The following is a 15,902-nucleotide window of genomic DNA, read 5'->3' as shown; positions in this document are numbered from 1 at the left end:
TGAAACATTTAAAAATGAAAGGACGAATGTCCGGTGTTTTAGCTATTTTTAGGAATAAGAAAAGAATATCAATTCCCAAATGGAATTAGCGTTACTTATTTTTAATTCCATTCGGACATATGACCTTGCTGCTACCAATGAAAAATTCTCGGCGACACTATTAGCCGTTTTATTGTGTTTAGTTCGCAAGAGATTTATAACAAACAGCAGACTTTACACCGTACCGTTTGTATAAAAAAGCTGACTAAACCAATAACGTTTTTTACCTTTTCACAAAATAAAATCTCATCATATTGTTTTGACCTAAACCACTTCAGCCCGCTATGTAAAGCCAAACTCACTAGCGTGACTCATTTTCTTAAAAGGTTGATATCACACGCTCTAAAAAAGCTTTTAGGTAAACTGAAGGCATAAAAAAACGCCTGAGTACAAACTCAAGCGTTTTCTTTAAATCAATATGGCGGAGAGGGAGGGATTCGAACGCTCCACTGGAGTACCCCTCCACTCAAAAAAAGCCATAACAACATGTATTTATTAAATTTTTATAAATCCACCAATATCTAGTCGGTAATTTAAATAATTTGTTGTCACACTAGTTTGCGAAAGCAAACAATAACTAAAAAGCTTTTTAATTAATATAAACAATCGCTAAAAAATTACGGGGAGGTAGCAAAAAATTGAAATACCTCCAACTATACAGGTAACAAGCCCAAGAATAGTTTTCATAATCTCGATAGATCTCTTCACTTAGCTCTTTTAACTAACAAGAAGTTCAACTTGGTATTTTAGATTTTAAAGTATAGCCTGTTGCAAAAAGACTATTTTGCTTAATCTTCCCAATATAACCTTTATTATGCAGCTCTTTTAGCAACGAAATATTATATTTATTACTCAAGCTCAGCGAGATACTCCCTTTACCATTTAAGAAACTATTAAATTTCAATGAATCTAGTAATTTAAGAAGAGTAGATAACTCTTCCCAGTCTAATTGGCTTATTTGAGAGGCGACTAACTTTGTTTTTAGTTCTTTAGATAATGTATCAAGTTCACATAAGTCCAAAATTAATTGATAAGGCATATGTATATTTGATAGTTGTTCTAATTCAAAACTTTCAAATATATCGGCAAAGCATTTTTTCAAGTCAGCTTCAGAAGAAAATCTGTCCCAGCAAGGCAGAATAGTATCTTGAATAAACCCTAGCTTTATCTGAGTTTTTACATTACTAGAAGTTAATAAGTTAATAAACACTTCCACTGGCAACAAGTGAGCTTCGCCATCTTTTAAATAGTCTAATTGGAAATCACCAATATATGTATTAAGTGCTTTTACCTCACCCATAGAGATCAGTTCATTTACGATGTCAGTAGCGTATTCTAGAATATGACTTTCAATAAGCAAAAGAGCATTATCGACATTAAATTTTTCTATTTCTAAATACGCGCTTGAAACAGGAAACAAGCATAAGATACTCTTTTTAATATCCAAATCTATTTCAGTATAGCTAAGTATATTACGTACGATAAAATCAGTATTTAGCGAAGCCAATGACTGTTTATCTTGCTCTAAAGATTGAAGAACACCATCCAATTTAAGGAAAAAAGCTAGTGAAGCTTCTAAATTAACTTCACTAACGTTTTGTGTATTCGAGGTTTTGTAAATACTTTCAATATAATGAGATACATTTTGCCAAGTCGCTTTAACCTTTCCAGACTCGAAAATAAATGCCCATAAAACTCTATTATCAATAGATAAGATGTCATCTATTATTGTTCTACAATTAGCTATTAGTGTCTTAGCTGCTGCTTCACTTAATTCATTTATTAGAGATATTTTAGTATTTAACGGCTCTCCATAATTTGGTTGGCTGCATAACTCTTCAACAATAAACTGCTCTTTAATTCTAGGCTTATTAACTCGGCTAAGTAAAATTTTGATATCTTTATCCGAATTTGAAAGTCTAGAAATTTCATCGATCGTTATTACTAAATTATTAGTACTATAGGGGTTACCTGTTAGTTTCTCTAAAATTGCCTGAACCATGTGTAAGTTCAATTCATAGGTTTCTGACTTTAATATATGTAAGAAATCCTCTTTAGAATTCCCTTCTACTTGTAAATTACCAAACAATGCTCCAGCAAAATTTAATTTAGAGAGATTACTATAATTCGTAATCAGTTCTGACAGTCTGCAAATGCAAGAAATTTTGCGTATTGTTTCGTCATGATTTGCATCAATTGATTCAAAAACTGCTTCTTTGTCTAAATTCTCTACAACCAGTTTGAGTAACTCAATGTTTGTATCTTGTGCCAGTAATTCGTTTAGTATTGCATAATCCGTTTTGCGAAGCGCTAAAAGAAGCTCCGAGGTGGGGTTCTTATCAAGGTGATTAAGTATGAAGTTTATTGTCTCGTACTTATCATCAAGAATATTCTCTAATAATGAGTTCCAAATAGCTGATTCATTATTATTGGCTACTCCCATCATTATTTTCTTTGCTAGTTCAAAAATAATTTGGTGGTTAAATTCAATATTTCGGGCATCCCTTTCAGAAAACTCTTCCAGAACTGCATCAATCTTATTAAATTTATAGTCTTGCTCTAGGTGAAACCCTGCTTTTATCTGATTAATTTTATTTTTATCAGATGCTGTCATTGCCCCTTCTACAAAAACAGATAAATATTCAGGGTAGTCTTCCGCTAGATAGCCTTCATTTAAAAAGAAAAGAGTTACTAATGAATCTGAAGACTTTCTATTTAGCCACTGAAAGTCAGCTGATGACGGGTCGAATGATACGAAATCAGAGATTCCATATTTTGACAAATATTCTTTTAAGTTCAAAGAGTTAATATAATGAGATTCGGCAAAAGTATTTTCAATATTAGCCCTAGTTTGATTTTGATCTAATCTTAAGTTTTTTAGTAATTCATCGTAATTAAGTTTTTCATTTTTTAAGTTGCTGTATTTAACTTTACAGTTGTATGAGTTAGTGATCTCATATCCATTTTGACCAATAATTTGAAACTGCGAATCATTCATCAATAGTTGAAAACATTCCTTAGTAAGCATTTTATCCACATGGAAAGGAGTTCCTTCAATTCTTATTTCTCTAATGTTATTAATGGAGATGTTATTTCCTTGTAAAAAGTAGCTCCAAAATAGATGAAAGATATCTTCTTCAGTGCGGACCACCTGAGCTTGCTTACATTTCAAAGCTTCCTTTAAAGCAGCTATTTCTTTTTTCAAAGTCGCAAGTTTGATTGATTTGATAATGTCTAAGGCTTCAAAAGATCTCGCTACTGCGCCTTTACCTTCAAGTAATTTTGAGTGTTCAGTTGGACATAAATTCTTAAAAACAACCATTGCAAATATTTTCTCAAAATTGCAATTAATAGTTCTATTTAAAGCATGTGTATAAGAGGCATATTCATTACAAATGTTCTTTAGTACTCTCATATCATCTATGTATCGAGAAGTATTTTTTAATAATTGCTCACTAATATTGTCATATAAAGTGCCTTCATTAATTTGTATCTTTGAAAGCTCTTTTTTGAAAATAGCAAACGCATTATTCGGGTGTACCACAGGTAAGATTGGAATAATAAGATCAAAAAACTTAGTTCTTTCTTTAGCACTGAGTAACTCATCTTTTATTGCATATATAAACTTTACATCTTGAACTATTAACTTAGATTGGTTAACTAAATGGTTTATTTCACGTAATTTAGTGAAAATAGCTACATTATTGAAGCGGTCTAAATCTTCAAAAATGACAACTGAATATTTGGTCTTACAAAAGAAATATATAATTTCATCTAAATGTTGATTTAATGGTGAGGCATCATCAGATACAGCAATTGCTCCGTCTTTTCTCAATAACCTTCTAAAGTCAAATGTAAGCGCAATACTACTAAACCAATAAATTAGTTTGTAGGTTACATAACAAAGAAATAAACCAAATATAAACGTTGCATCTGGTAACTCTCGTTGAATAATTTCAATCAAACTTTCGACTAACTTTGGTGGCTTCTCGGCATTTTTAAAATATAAAAATGAGCCTCCAAACAAAGTCAATAAGCTCGCTATCGAAAATGCAATGCGATTAGAAAAATGTGCTAACGGTATCCTTTTATAGCTTGATGCAGGTAATTTCGATGGATGTTCTTTATAAAGGATATGTTGAACAATTGATTCTTCGATTTCTTTATTATCAATCGAACAAAGATCACCTTTTTTTGTAGAAATATGACTATCGAGAAATGTCGCTAATGAAATATTCAAGTACTTATATTTACAGTTATACCTTTCGAATGTAGATATAAAAGTACTCTTACCAGCCCCATAAGGACCAGAAACAGCAATATTTTTAATGTTTCCTTCAACATTATCTAACGCGGCTTTGAGGTTACCTGCTTCATGAATGTGCGATTTTAATATATCAGGGTCATTACAACTTGGAGATAATGGTGAAACAATCCCTTTATAGGTTGATACGGCTCTTCTAGATTTAATAGCGTCTATCGCTATTACAAAATAATCTTGAACCTCTTTGAAGTGACCATATGACGCTTTAAATGGAATAAGAAAGATGTTCCATATCCTTTTAACACTATTCCCTTCTTTCTTAAACCACCTAACCATTTTTTTACCTAATTTTCAGTTTCAATTTAGCTAGGATAAATCTTCTTATAACATTAACAAAGCACATAGTATTACAGGCTTAGGAGTAAATCTCACTTAAGACTCGACTAACTTTTATCATTATTACTTTACAAATAAATAACTTTTATAGATTTAAAAATTTCCTAACTAGTTTTATGTTTACGAATATCTCTAACCCACGTGACTGAACCATGTGTACGCTTCATTTCAAACAAATCTATGGCTGCAAACAAATCACTTAATTTCTTAAACCCGTAGTTTCTCTGATCAAACGACGCATGGTTAGAGATATGTTTACCAATAGGACCAAGCTGTGCCCAACCGTCATCTTCTTCAGATGCCTCAACAGCCTGGCGCAACATATTCATCAATCGAGTGTCGCTTTTAATACTTGGTTTACGTTTTTGAACAGGCTGCTCAGTTTGTTCTATATCATCAAGATATAAAAACTTGGAACAACTATTGACGAATGCACTTGGTGCTTTTCTTTCACCAAAGCCTATTACAAACTTGCCATCGGCAAGCGCACGCGTAACTAATGGTGTGAAATCACAATCAGAGGAAACTAAGCAAATAGTATCTACATCTTTAGTATAGAGAACATCCATAGCATCAATTACCAAAGCTATGTCTGTTGCATTCTTTCCTTTGGTTAAGTCAAATTGCTGGATTGGTTGAATAGCATACTCGTGAAGCACATCTTCCCACGGTTTAATACATGGGCTTTTCCAGTTTCCATATGCTTTACGGATGTTTACTACGCCATATCGTGCAAGTTCAGACAAGATTACGTCAATTTTTATAGCGGGAGCGTTATCTGCATCAATAAACAATGCAATTTTTTCCTTGTCTTTCAACTCTACGTCCTTTTATCAAATTATCCACTATATATTTATGCCACAAGCAACATTCAATTAAAACTATTTATAATAAAATCAATTGTTTTCATGTTACTGAAGTAGAGTTGAGCAATTCATAACAACACATAAAAAAGTCGATTAAATCCATACCTTCATTAAACTTTCCACACTGTACTTACCGATTTAGCTGCAAATAAATTGCATTGGTATCCCGTTGCAATTTTCAGAATGCTACGATTCTGACGCAATCGTTGAGATAAGATTTGAGGTATTGTAGAGAGTAAAAAAACTCAATGAAACAAGACGTTTTCTTTAAATCTAGAATGGCGGAGAGGGAGGGATAAACTTAAATACATTCCTGTATTTACCCGCTTCGCGGTTCAAATTATTCCCGATAATTTGTCGAACCCAAATCGAGGGCCTCACCCTCCAGACATAATTCGGGCATAAAAAAACGCCTGAGCATAAACTCAAGCGTTTTCTTTAAATCTAGAATGGCGGAGAGGGAGGGATTCGAACCCTCGATAGGGGTTAACCTATACACGAGTTCCAGTCGTGCGCCTTCAGCCACTCAGCCACCTCTCCGCATTACACTGCCTTGCAATGTGTGGCGTATCTTATGCAAAGCCTTGATTGTAAGCAAGTACTTTTTAGAACACTGATTATGAGCGGCTAAAATTACAACACATTAAGTATTGTTTGTTGTTGCCAACTTTAACGATGCAGAAAAATCTAGCATACGATTAAGCGAACGTAGCGCGCCTTCACGAAGCTCCATATCCACAAACACTTCTTTACCGCTTGCATCAAGCAATGCTTCTTCAATCGCTTTTAGGCCATTCATCGCCATCCAAGGACAGTGCGCACAGCTACGACATGTTGCACCTTCACCTTGAGTTGGTGCTTCAAAAAATTCTTTTTCAGGGCACAATTGCTGCATTTTATAAAAAATGCCGCGATCTGTTGCCACGATGAACTTTTGATTGTCCATCTCTTGTGCTGCTTTGATTAACTGGCTCGTTGACCCTACCGCATCAGCTAAATCAACAATTTCAGCAGGTGACTCTGGGTGCACTAATACCGCTGCATCAGGGTGCAGGGCTTTCATATCTTTTAGCGCTTTTGTCTTGAATTCATCGTGAACGATACATGCGCCATTCCACATGATCATATCTGCGCCAGTTTGCTTTTGAATATACGAGCCTAAGTGTTTATCAGGGCCCCAAATAATCTTGTCGCCTTGCTCGTCAAGGTGTTCAACAATTTCAAGTGCACAGCTTGAGGTAACAATCCAATCTGCGCGAGCTTTAACTGCCGTTGAAGTATTTGCATACACCACCACTTTGCGATCTGGGTGCTGATCGCAAAACGCTGAGAACTCATCAATTGGACAACCAACATCCAGTGAACACGTTGCTTCTAGCGTTGGCATCACAACTGTTTTTTCTGGCGTTAAGATTTTGGCTGTCTCGCCCATAAAGCGCACACCTGCAACCACAATAGTTTTTGCTGGGTGTTTACTACCAAAACGCGCCATTTCTAACGAGTCTGCAACACAACCACCGGTTTCTTCAGCCAGGGCTTGAATTTCAGGATCGGTATAATAGTGTGCCACTAATACCGCATCTTTCTCTTTTAGAAGTGATTTAATACGTTCTTTATACGCCTGCTTTTCATCGTTTGATAAAGGGGCTGGCTTGGGAGGAAAAATATAATCCTCAGGCATAATTTGTTCAGCTAAGCTCATATTCTCGACCGTGAACTGCTACAGGAAATTGGCGCGCATTATACTGAAAATGGCAACTGAATGACAGTTTTGTGATTGATAAAATAACGCGATGAATATAATTAAGAAATATAAATAAGATATGAATGGTGGGTCATGATGGACTCGAACCATCGACCAATGGATTAAAAGTCCACTGCTCTACCAACTGAGCTAATGACCCGCTCATAGAATGCGCATTGCATATAGAAAGGTCTTTGAATGGTGGGTCATGATGGACTCGAACCATCGACCAATGGATTAAAAGTCCACTGCTCTACCAACTGAGCTAATGACCCGCTCAAAGAGAAGGCTTAGAAAATGGTGGGTCATGATGGACTCGAACCATCGACCAATGGATTAAAAGTCCACTGCTCTACCAACTGAGCTAATGACCCGCTCTAAGCAAGTGCATTTCGAATGGTGGGTCATGATGGACTCGAACCATCGACCAATGGATTAAAAGTCCACTGCTCTACCAACTGAGCTAATGACCCGCTCAATTCCCATAAGGGAAATACTCGAAGTGCAAAAATCTGAATGGTGGGTCATGATGGACTCGAACCATCGACCAATGGATTAAAAGTCCACTGCTCTACCAACTGAGCTAATGACCCAATCAGATTTTTTGCGCAGCGTTTTTGTCTTTCGTAACAAGCGGCTGCGGGCGCTTATAATACTTATTTAAAAAATGAGTGCAACCTAAAATTACGGTTTTTTTAAGTTTTATGACTCAGTTGGCTAATTTTATACCAACAAATTAAGATTAGCCTAAAAAGTGATAATGTTTTCACTTTTCGTTTACAAACAAGTGGTGTTGCGAGTCTTAATTAAGACTCGCTAATTTTTCAACAGCCAACTTCGCAGGGGTTGAATCAGGGTATTGTGCCACTAAATCATTTAAGATTTTTTTCGCACGTACTGTTTCACCTTCTTTTAAATAGGTGTTTGCAAGTTTAAGCATGGCATCTGAACGCTTATTTGAGTCAGGGAAACCATTCACTAAACTTTCAAAGTGCGTAAGTGCACCTTTGCTGTCATTTTTAATTGTCAGTAACTGACCTAACCAATAATGTGCATTAGGCACATAAACTGAATCAGGATAGTTTGTTAAAAATGCTTTGAACTCAGGGATCGCATCATCATAGCGTTTATCTTGCATAATGAGTTGTACAGCGCGATCGTAAGCATCATTCTCAGACAAGTTACTGCTCATTGTGCCAGAGCTAACATCTGAAGGTGTGTCTGCTACTTGTGTCGGTGCGCTATAACTCGATACGCGCGTTTCAATTTCTTGATACAGCTCACGCTGACGTTGCAGCACTTTTTCCAATTGGTAGCCTTGCTCTTCGGTAACACCGCGTAGCTGGCTTACTTCATCTTGTAGTGATTCCAATTGCTGCTGCAATTGAAGAAATTGTACGTTTCGATTTGCAACCATGCGCTCTAAAGTTTGTAAACGCGTTTCAAGTGCTGTCGATGACATGCTTGAACTTGCGCCTACCTCAGAAACAGGAGCGGGAGCAGCCAGTAACTGACTGCTCCCGCTAAGAAACATGGTTGCCAAAATAACTTTCGGCTTAATCATATTATCTTCTATATTAGTATACTAAAACTGCGCGACGGTTTTTCGCGAAAGCATCTTCAGTACGTGTTTTAACCATTGGCTTTTCTTCACCGTAGCTAACTACTGAGATTTGGCTTTCCGCAACACCTAGGCTTTGTAGGTATTTAGATACAGCTTCACCACGACGCTCACCTAGTGCAATGTTGTACTCAGGAGTACCGCGCTCATCAGCGTGACCTTCTACAAGTACTTTAACACTTGGGTTCTTAACTAAGAAATCAGCGTGTGCTTGAAGTAACTCAACGTAATCACTACGAACTGTTGATTTATCAAAACCAAAGTAGATGATTTGCTCTTGACGAAGCGCTTCATATTTTTCTGCAAGAATTTCTTCTGGCGTCTTTTCTTTAGCAACAGTTTCAACTTGTACTGTTTCTTCTTGACCTTGGTTGCTTTGATTCGCAGATGTATCTTCTTCAACAGTTGAAGATGAGCTACAAGCAGCTAACGTCATTACAGGCACTGCAATGAGTAGGCTTTTTAGTAGTTTGTTAAGTTGCATTGAGTTGATTCCTTTTTTAAAAGTCTAACCTGTAATCTTTACAAAAATGGCGACCACGCGGGTGCCTTAACTTCACCTTCCGCTACCGGTAGGCGAGCTTTAAACCGTCCATCCATTGATACCAATGCAAGGACCTGTTTATTATTATGTAACGTACTATAGATAATCATTGAGCCATTTGGCGCAATGCTTGGTGATTCATCTAAGCGAGTACGTGTTAACACACTGAAGTCACCTGATTTTAATTCTTTTTTAGCAATATGGTATCGACCTAAGGTACGATTTACCATCACCAAGCTATTACCATCAGGCGTGATTGAACCCGCTAAATTCATATCACCGTCAAAAGTAAGTCTTCTTTTCTTACCAGTTGCTAAATTTACGCTATAAATCTGAGCATTACCAGCCCTTTCCGACGTAAAAATGATTTCTTTACCGTTTGGATGCCAGCTTGGCTCAGTGTCGATACTTCTGTGTCTTGTAATGCGGCGTGCTTTCTTACTTTTCAAGTCCATTACGTAGATTTCAGTCGCACCGTTTTTGTCTTTAGACAGCACCATTGCTAGCTTATTACCGTCAGGCGAAAATCGTGGTGCACCATTGATGCCCTTGAAGGTTGTTAAGCGCTCGCGTTTACCGGTGTAAATATCTTGAATATAAATCTGGCTCTGGCGATTTTCGAATGTTACGTACGCCAGCTTTGTGCCATCTGGTGACCACGTTGGCGACATTAGCGGCTCTTTCGAACGTAATAGCGTTTGCTCGTTGTAACCGTCGTAATCTGCAATCACTAATTGATATGGACGATCTTCGTTTTCACGTACAATTACATACGCAATTTTAGTTAAAAACGCACCGCGTTCACCAGTAAGTGCTTCGTACACCACGTCGCTAATTCGGTGACCGTAACGGCGGAAACTATCGCTGCCAATTACGGTTTGACGCGCATCTAAAATATGATCTTCCGAATTAACTAAACGACCTTTACTTAAAATCTTTGTATCGCCACCCGTAATTTGGCCGCGAATAACATCAATTAGTTGATAGCTCACTAAGTAACGGTCGCCCATTTGTTCGGTAATGCTACCAACTAAAATGGCTTCAACACCTTCAGAAACCCACGCGCTGTAATCTACTTCTAAATCCGTTGTTGGCTGCTGCGGCATATTAGCCGGCGCCACTGGATTAAAACGACCACTGCGACGTAAGTCGGCAGCAATCACGTCTGTAATATTGCTTGGCGCGATACCATTTCCGCTATATTTAAATGGCACGATACCAATCGGGCGTGCTGAATCGACACCTTCGGTAATTACAATTTCAAGAGCGGCGTTCGCTGCTGTACTCACTAATAGCACAACCAACAAAGCCCATTTTTGTAATGCGCTAATCATGTTATCCCTTAAATATCTGGTTTAATGGTTAAGTTAATATTTTTAAGTTTTTCGAAAACCGCTTTGTCTTTTGACACTGGTAATGTATCAGCTCTGCGTACCGCACGAATACTGGCTTCACACACTTGTTTATCGCCACTTAGTGCTTCAACCTGTGTTACTAAACCGTTAAACGCAAGGCGCAAGTTAAGACGACATTGCTTGCCTTTCATGCTGTCTTCCAACAATAAGTTTTGCTGGATTTTAGCGATAATAAGCGCGGTGTATTTTTCTACTTCAGAAAGTACTTGTGCTTGCTTAGCACGACTGCGCGCTGCAGCTTCCGCGGCAAGTTGCTCTTGCATCATTTTTTCAGCGAGTGCTTTTTGACGCGCAGCTTCGGCATCGGCCTTACGTTTAGCCTCCGCTTTTTTCAGTCTTTCCTCTTCTGCTTTGCGTTTTTTCGCAAGCGCTTCGGCTTTCTTCTTCGCTTCTGCCGCTTTTTTCTGTTCAGCTTGCTGCTTTTTCTTCGCTTCTCGCGCTGCGGCTTCCGCTTTTTTCTTTTCTCTTTCTTTACGCACGCGCTCTTTTTCAAGCTTGGCGATACGTCTTGCCTCTTCTTCACGCTTCTTTTTAGCGTTTGCAGCACGACGTTCTATGTCACGAATGCGTTTTGCCTCAGCGGCCTTTTTATCTGCTTCTTGCTTTTTGAGCTCGTTAATGCGCTTTTCTACAGCTTTATTATCAACCGACACGGCCTCAACGGCTTTTTGCTCTGGCTTAACGGGAGCGTTTAAGGTGACTTCCATTACTTGTGGTGTTGATGGCTGTAACCAGTTGCCAATAACAAGCGCGACAATAATGCCAATATGCAAAGCTGATGATTTTACCAGAGCAGATTTAAAGTCGTTTTTCATAATTACTGCTCAAAAGACTCCGTCATTAATCCCACCGACGGTACGCCTGCTTTTTTTAGAAAATCCATTAGCAGTAACACTTCTTGGTAAGTTACCTTGCCATCGCCTTTTAACATTACTGGGGTTTTGGGGTCTTTATCCAACGCCAATTTAACTTGAGCAGCAATATCAACTGCTTCCATTGGCGCTTCAGGATCAATACCAATACTGGCATAGTAATTACCATCAGCATCGATTGATACCACAATTGGCGGTGTTTCCGTTGCTTCAACAAGCTCCGATTGTTCCATCTGTGGTAAATCAACCTTAACACCGTGGGTGATTACGGCCGCTGTCGCCATAAAAATAATAAGCAAAACCAACATAACGTCTATATAAGGTACTACGTTGATTTCGGCGACCGGACGACGTTTTTTACGTTGGTACATTAGTTTGCTTCCACTTTTGCCACAGCTTGGCGATGAAGAATATTAGAAAACTCTTCCATAAAGTTGCCGTAAGACGATTCAACTTTTTCTACTGTGTGTGAAAAACGGTTAAACGCGATAACAGCAGGAATTGCAGCAAATAAACCCATTGCAGTTGCAATCAACGCTTCTGCGATACCAGGCGCTACCATTTGTAAAGTTGCCTGTTTTACTGAGCCAAGTGCGATAAATGCGGTCATAATCCCCCAAACCGTTCCAAACAGACCAATGTATGGGCTAATTGAACCAACCGTTGCAAGGAATGATAGGCTTGATTCTAATTTTTCCACTTCACGAGACAGCGTTACGCGCATTGCGCGGTGCGTGCCATCTAAAATAGAACCTGGTGATGCATGATTGTTTTTTGCAAGGCGTGCGTATTCTTTAAAACCAGAAGTGAACATTGCCTCTAGGCCATCAAGTTCATTACGGGCAGACAGTTCCGCATACAATTTACTTAAATCGACACCCGACCAAAATTTGTCTTCAAACTTTTTAGCATTCGTTTTTGCCGCTGTTAGCGCTTTTCGACGTTGAATGATCATAGCCCAAGAAAAAATAGACATTAATACCAAAGTCAACATCACAAGTTGCACCAAAAAGCTCGCTTTAAATATTAAGTCAATAATTGAAATTTCGGTGGCCACTGCTCACTCCTGAAATGATTGATAGTCAAGGGTTAGTTCGTTTAGTGCTTGGAAAGTTCCCTTGTTAGTATGAGATTTAGTTTAACCATACTAATACCTGCATACAATGGCTAGACACTAAGAATCGCATCAACTGAACAAAAAAAACACACAAATTAACTTTATGATACTAAATGATGATTTTATAACGCACTAAACATTCAAAAACATAACGTTTATTCACTAAATATGAATAAATACTCAAAACTTTAAATATAAGAATCACCAAAACAATAAAACTTATAGAACAAATTTTACGCTTTAATAATTTTTCCTTTAAATACAATGGTGTAATTATTAACAATTAATTAACTGATGGTTATATGCACAACCAAAAACATCATCGCATTAGTTTTTTTTATATCAAAAAATAATTTTTCTAGTTTGATGAAAACCACACTAATCCGTAATATAGCACCTGTAAACACGAGGACATGCACACACACTGTGCTAACCCTAGTTTCATATACACAGTGATTACTGATTTGTCATTGTGTAGCATTTTTTTAAATGCGTTCCCTGGATTACTTCCTTCAACTTGTTGTTTGCCCGCTCCCTAGCGGGCTTTTTTTTTGCCTAAAATTTAGAACAACTCCACTATAAATACGCTCAGATATAGATAACAAATCGACTTCTAACCCACATTTTTGCTAACTGCTATCGTTAATTGATTGGCAATAGACCGCGTTTACATAAAAGACTCTTTTACAAGTGTTACCTGTTGCAAAGCAAAAGTTACATAACAAAAAAGGCCGCTAAGCGACCTTTTTCAATAACTAATCCAAACTAACGTTACTTGTATTACGCGTCTTTTATTGGAAAGCCAAAATGTTTATAGGCAAACTCTTGGGCAATACGCCCTCTTGGCGTACGCTGAATAAATCCTTGCTGTATCAAATATGGCTCAATCACATCTTCGATTGTTTCGCGCTCTTCTCCTATTGCCGCAGCAATATTATCAAGGCCAACAGGGCCGCCCATAAACTTCTCAATAAGGCAGAGTAAATATTTGCGGTCCATATAATCAAAGCCGCTTTTATCAACATCTACCATATCAAGTGCGCTGCCAGCAACTTCAGCTGTAACCACACCATCGGCTTTAACTTCTGCATAATCCCGAACACGGCGTAATAATCGGTTGGCAATACGTGGGGTACCACGGGCACGACGCGCCACTTCAACCGCGCCTTCGTCTTCCATTTCAAGGGATAAGAAATCCGCAGAGCGACTAACGATGTGTGATAAATCTTCAACTGAATAAAACTCTAAACGCTGAACAATACCAAAACGATCTCTAAGTGGCGAAGTAAGGGAACCTGCACGGGTTGTTGCACCCACTAATGTAAACGGCGGCAAATCTAATTTAATAGAACGTGCAGCCGGTCCTTCACCTATCATAATATCAAGCTGGTAATCTTCCATTGCTGGGTAAAGAATTTCTTCAACATGTGGGCTTAAACGGTGAATTTCATCAATGAAAAGCACATCGTTTTCTTCTAAGTTGGTTAGCATAGCCGCAAGATCGCCGGCTTTTTCAAGTACCGGGCCTGATGTTGTTTTAATATTCACATTCAGCTCGTTAGCAACAATATTCGCTAACGTAGTTTTACCTAAACCCGGCGGGCCAAAAATAAGCAAGTGGTCAAGTGCTTCTTCACGAGAGCGCGCCGCTTCAATAAAAATTTCCATCTGCTCTTTTACATGGGGTTGACCACGGTAATCAGACAACAGCTTTGGACGTATCGCTCTATCGATAACGTCCTCATTTCCTTTTTTCTCGGGCTCTATTAATCTATCTGCTTCAATCATCTTACATCATTGCCTTTAACGCTTCTTTAATTAGCGCTTCGCTTGATAAGCCACTGCCTTTAATTGCTTTAACGGCTTTTTCTGCTTGATTTGCTTTATAACCGAGTGCCATTAACGCTGCTATTGCATCATCTTGTGCACACCCTTTAACGGTTGGATCTTCCTGCATTTCCAATATTGCACCATCGGTATAAGGAGTAAAGAGATCCATCCCCCAATCTTTCAGCCTGTCTTTCATTTCAAGCACTAAACGCTCAGCTGTCTTTTTACCTACACCAGGCAATTTAACAAGACTAGTTGCATCTTCATTATGTACACAGGCAACAAATTGCTCGGCAGACATACCGGATAAAATTGCCAAACCTAACTTAGGCCCTACACCATTGGCTTTTAATAATTCACGAAATAGTGCGCGTTCCGTTTTATTGTTAAAACCAAACAATAATTGTGCATCTTCTCTTACCACAAAATGGGTGTAAACAACCGCTTCTTCACCTTCTTTCGGCAAGTTGTAAAAACAGGTCATTGGCATATTCACTTCATAGCCAACACCACTCACTTCAATTAAGATTTCCGGTGGCTGTTTTTCTACTAATGTTCCGCGTAATCGCCCTATCATCGTCTTAATCGTCCTCTTACTGTTTTACTCGCTTGCCCTGAAAGCTTGATTAAATGTTGTTGTGAATGGCCATGACAAATGGCGATCGCCAACGCATCGGCGGCATCTGCTTGTGGTGTGCCTGGCAGTTTTAAAAAACTCTTTACCATATGTTGTACTTGCGATTTATCAGCACCACCTGTGCCAACAACGGCCTGCTTAACTTGCCTTGCAGAATATTCAAACACCTCAAGTGACTGAAGCGAAGCCGCTACCATGGCAGCGCCACGGGCTTGGCCAAGTTTTAAAGCAGAATCGGGATTTCGCGCCATAAATACTTGTTCTATCGCAAAGCTATCTGGCTGATATTGTTCAATTAGCTGCGTCACACCTTGAAAAATTATTTTAAGGCGCTCGGCCATTGGCTTTTCGCCCATTTTAATACAGCCGCTACCTAAGTATTCAAACTTCATACCTTGCTGTTTAATTAAACCATAGCCCGTAAAGCGAGAGCCAGGGTCGATGCCAAGTATTATTGCCAATGCGCACCTTTTGCGATGTTTTCTTGTGATAACTAATAATGACTAATAACTGTATGGATTACCAGTAATAGTTTTTAAACTGCGCACAGTTGCACA

The 15,902-nt window shown here is 38.3% G+C and carries 12 protein-coding genes and 6 tRNA genes; all 18 read right to left on the bottom strand.

All coding sequences use genetic code 11. From position 1 onward, the window contains the following. Nucleotides 1-772: 772 nt before the first annotated feature. The 18 genes from PSPO_RS05505 to ruvC all read right to left on the bottom strand — a co-directional run bounded on the left by PSPO_RS05505 (nucleotide 773) and on the right by ruvC (nucleotide 15,806). On the bottom strand, nucleotides 773-4,639 hold the full coding sequence (locus tag PSPO_RS05505) for a YobI family P-loop NTPase (RefSeq protein WP_010560432.1): 3,867 nt from the start codon (nucleotides 4,637-4,639) through the stop codon (nucleotides 773-775). Between the two features lie 164 nt (nucleotides 4,640-4,803). Beyond that, on the bottom strand, nucleotides 4,804-5,517 hold the full coding sequence (locus tag PSPO_RS05500) for an NYN domain-containing protein (protein ID WP_010560433.1): 714 nt from the start codon (nucleotides 5,515-5,517) through the stop codon (nucleotides 4,804-4,806). 498 nt (nucleotides 5,518-6,015) lie between these two features. Then, nucleotides 6,016-6,105: transfer RNA gene (locus PSPO_RS05495), tRNA-Ser, on the bottom strand. Between the two features lie 103 nt (nucleotides 6,106-6,208). Continuing rightward, nucleotides 6,209-7,267 (bottom strand): quinolinate synthase NadA, encoded by a 1,059-nt coding sequence (gene nadA, locus PSPO_RS05490; protein ID WP_010560434.1) that lies wholly within the window; start codon nucleotides 7,265-7,267, stop codon nucleotides 6,209-6,211. A gap of 126 nt (nucleotides 7,268-7,393) precedes the next feature. After that, nucleotides 7,394-7,469: transfer RNA gene (locus PSPO_RS05485), tRNA-Lys, on the bottom strand. Between the two features lie 39 nt (nucleotides 7,470-7,508). Beyond that, nucleotides 7,509-7,584: transfer RNA gene (locus tag PSPO_RS05480), tRNA-Lys, on the bottom strand. A gap of 23 nt (nucleotides 7,585-7,607) precedes the next feature. Continuing rightward, nucleotides 7,608-7,683: transfer RNA gene (locus PSPO_RS05475), tRNA-Lys, on the bottom strand. 23 nt (nucleotides 7,684-7,706) lie between these two features. Then, nucleotides 7,707-7,782, bottom strand: a tRNA-Lys gene (locus PSPO_RS05470). Between the two features lie 44 nt (nucleotides 7,783-7,826). After that, nucleotides 7,827-7,902: transfer RNA gene (locus PSPO_RS05465), tRNA-Lys, on the bottom strand. Between the two features lie 209 nt (nucleotides 7,903-8,111). Continuing rightward, nucleotides 8,112-8,870 carry a tol-pal system protein YbgF gene (ybgF, locus tag PSPO_RS05460; protein ID WP_040642506.1) on the bottom strand — a complete coding sequence of 253 codons (759 nt, stop codon included), beginning with the start codon at nucleotides 8,868-8,870 and terminating at the stop codon, nucleotides 8,112-8,114. Between the two features lie 16 nt (nucleotides 8,871-8,886). Beyond that, nucleotides 8,887-9,414, bottom strand: a complete 528-nt coding sequence (gene pal, locus PSPO_RS05455; RefSeq protein ID WP_010560436.1) for a peptidoglycan-associated lipoprotein Pal — start codon at nucleotides 9,412-9,414, stop codon at nucleotides 8,887-8,889. A gap of 38 nt (nucleotides 9,415-9,452) precedes the next feature. Then, nucleotides 9,453-10,808 (bottom strand): Tol-Pal system beta propeller repeat protein TolB, encoded by a 1,356-nt coding sequence (tolB, locus tag PSPO_RS05450; protein ID WP_010560437.1) that lies wholly within the window; start codon nucleotides 10,806-10,808, stop codon nucleotides 9,453-9,455. A gap of 8 nt (nucleotides 10,809-10,816) precedes the next feature. Next, nucleotides 10,817-11,704 (bottom strand): cell envelope integrity protein TolA, encoded by an 888-nt coding sequence (gene tolA / locus PSPO_RS05445; RefSeq protein WP_010560438.1) that lies wholly within the window; start codon nucleotides 11,702-11,704, stop codon nucleotides 10,817-10,819. Nucleotides 11,705-11,706: 2 nt separating this feature from the next. After that, on the bottom strand, nucleotides 11,707-12,132 hold the full coding sequence (gene tolR / locus PSPO_RS05440; RefSeq protein WP_010560439.1) for a protein TolR: 426 nt from the start codon (nucleotides 12,130-12,132) through the stop codon (nucleotides 11,707-11,709). Further along, entirely contained in the window at nucleotides 12,132-12,818 is a 687-nt protein-coding gene (gene tolQ, locus PSPO_RS05435) for a protein TolQ (RefSeq protein WP_010560440.1), read from the bottom strand. Before tolQ ends, tolR begins: the two co-directional genes overlap by 1 nt. A gap of 840 nt (nucleotides 12,819-13,658) precedes the next feature. Then, nucleotides 13,659-14,666 (bottom strand): Holliday junction branch migration DNA helicase RuvB, encoded by a 1,008-nt coding sequence (ruvB, locus tag PSPO_RS05430; protein WP_010560441.1) that lies wholly within the window; start codon nucleotides 14,664-14,666, stop codon nucleotides 13,659-13,661. 1 nt (nucleotide 14,667) lies between these two features. Continuing rightward, nucleotides 14,668-15,285, bottom strand: coding sequence for a Holliday junction branch migration protein RuvA (ruvA, locus tag PSPO_RS05425; RefSeq protein WP_010560442.1), 618 nt, complete (start codon nucleotides 15,283-15,285; stop codon nucleotides 14,668-14,670). Beyond that, nucleotides 15,282-15,806, bottom strand: coding sequence for a crossover junction endodeoxyribonuclease RuvC (gene ruvC, locus PSPO_RS05420; protein WP_010560443.1), 525 nt, complete (start codon nucleotides 15,804-15,806; stop codon nucleotides 15,282-15,284). Before ruvC ends, ruvA begins: the two co-directional genes overlap by 4 nt. Between the last annotated feature and the right edge of the window lie 96 nt (nucleotides 15,807-15,902).

Source organism: Pseudoalteromonas spongiae UST010723-006, from assembly GCF_000238255.3.
GTDB lineage: Bacteria > Pseudomonadota > Gammaproteobacteria > Enterobacterales > Alteromonadaceae > Pseudoalteromonas > Pseudoalteromonas spongiae.
The sequence above is the reverse complement of the archived record's forward strand: the minus strand, read 5'-3'. Positions and strand labels throughout refer to the sequence as shown.

Excerpts from the sequence above, each read along its gene's own strand:
- PSPO_RS05505 (WP_010560432.1), bottom strand. The coding sequence starts at position 4,639 with ATGGTTAGGTGGTTTAAGAAAGAAGGGAATAGTGTTAAAAGGATATGG.
- nadA (WP_010560434.1), bottom strand. The coding sequence starts at position 7,267 with ATGAGCTTAGCTGAACAAATTATGCCTGAGGATTATATTTTTCCTCCC.
- pal (WP_010560436.1), bottom strand. The coding sequence starts at position 9,414 with ATGCAACTTAACAAACTACTAAAAAGCCTACTCATTGCAGTGCCTGTA.
- tolB (WP_010560437.1), bottom strand. The coding sequence starts at position 10,808 with ATGATTAGCGCATTACAAAAATGGGCTTTGTTGGTTGTGCTATTAGTG.
- tolA (WP_010560438.1), bottom strand. The coding sequence starts at position 11,704 with ATGAAAAACGACTTTAAATCTGCTCTGGTAAAATCATCAGCTTTGCAT.
- tolR (WP_010560439.1), bottom strand. The coding sequence starts at position 12,132 with ATGTACCAACGTAAAAAACGTCGTCCGGTCGCCGAAATCAACGTAGTA.
- ruvB (WP_010560441.1), bottom strand. The coding sequence starts at position 14,666 with ATGATTGAAGCAGATAGATTAATAGAGCCCGAGAAAAAAGGAAATGAG.
- ruvA (WP_010560442.1), bottom strand. The coding sequence starts at position 15,285 with ATGATAGGGCGATTACGCGGAACATTAGTAGAAAAACAGCCACCGGAA.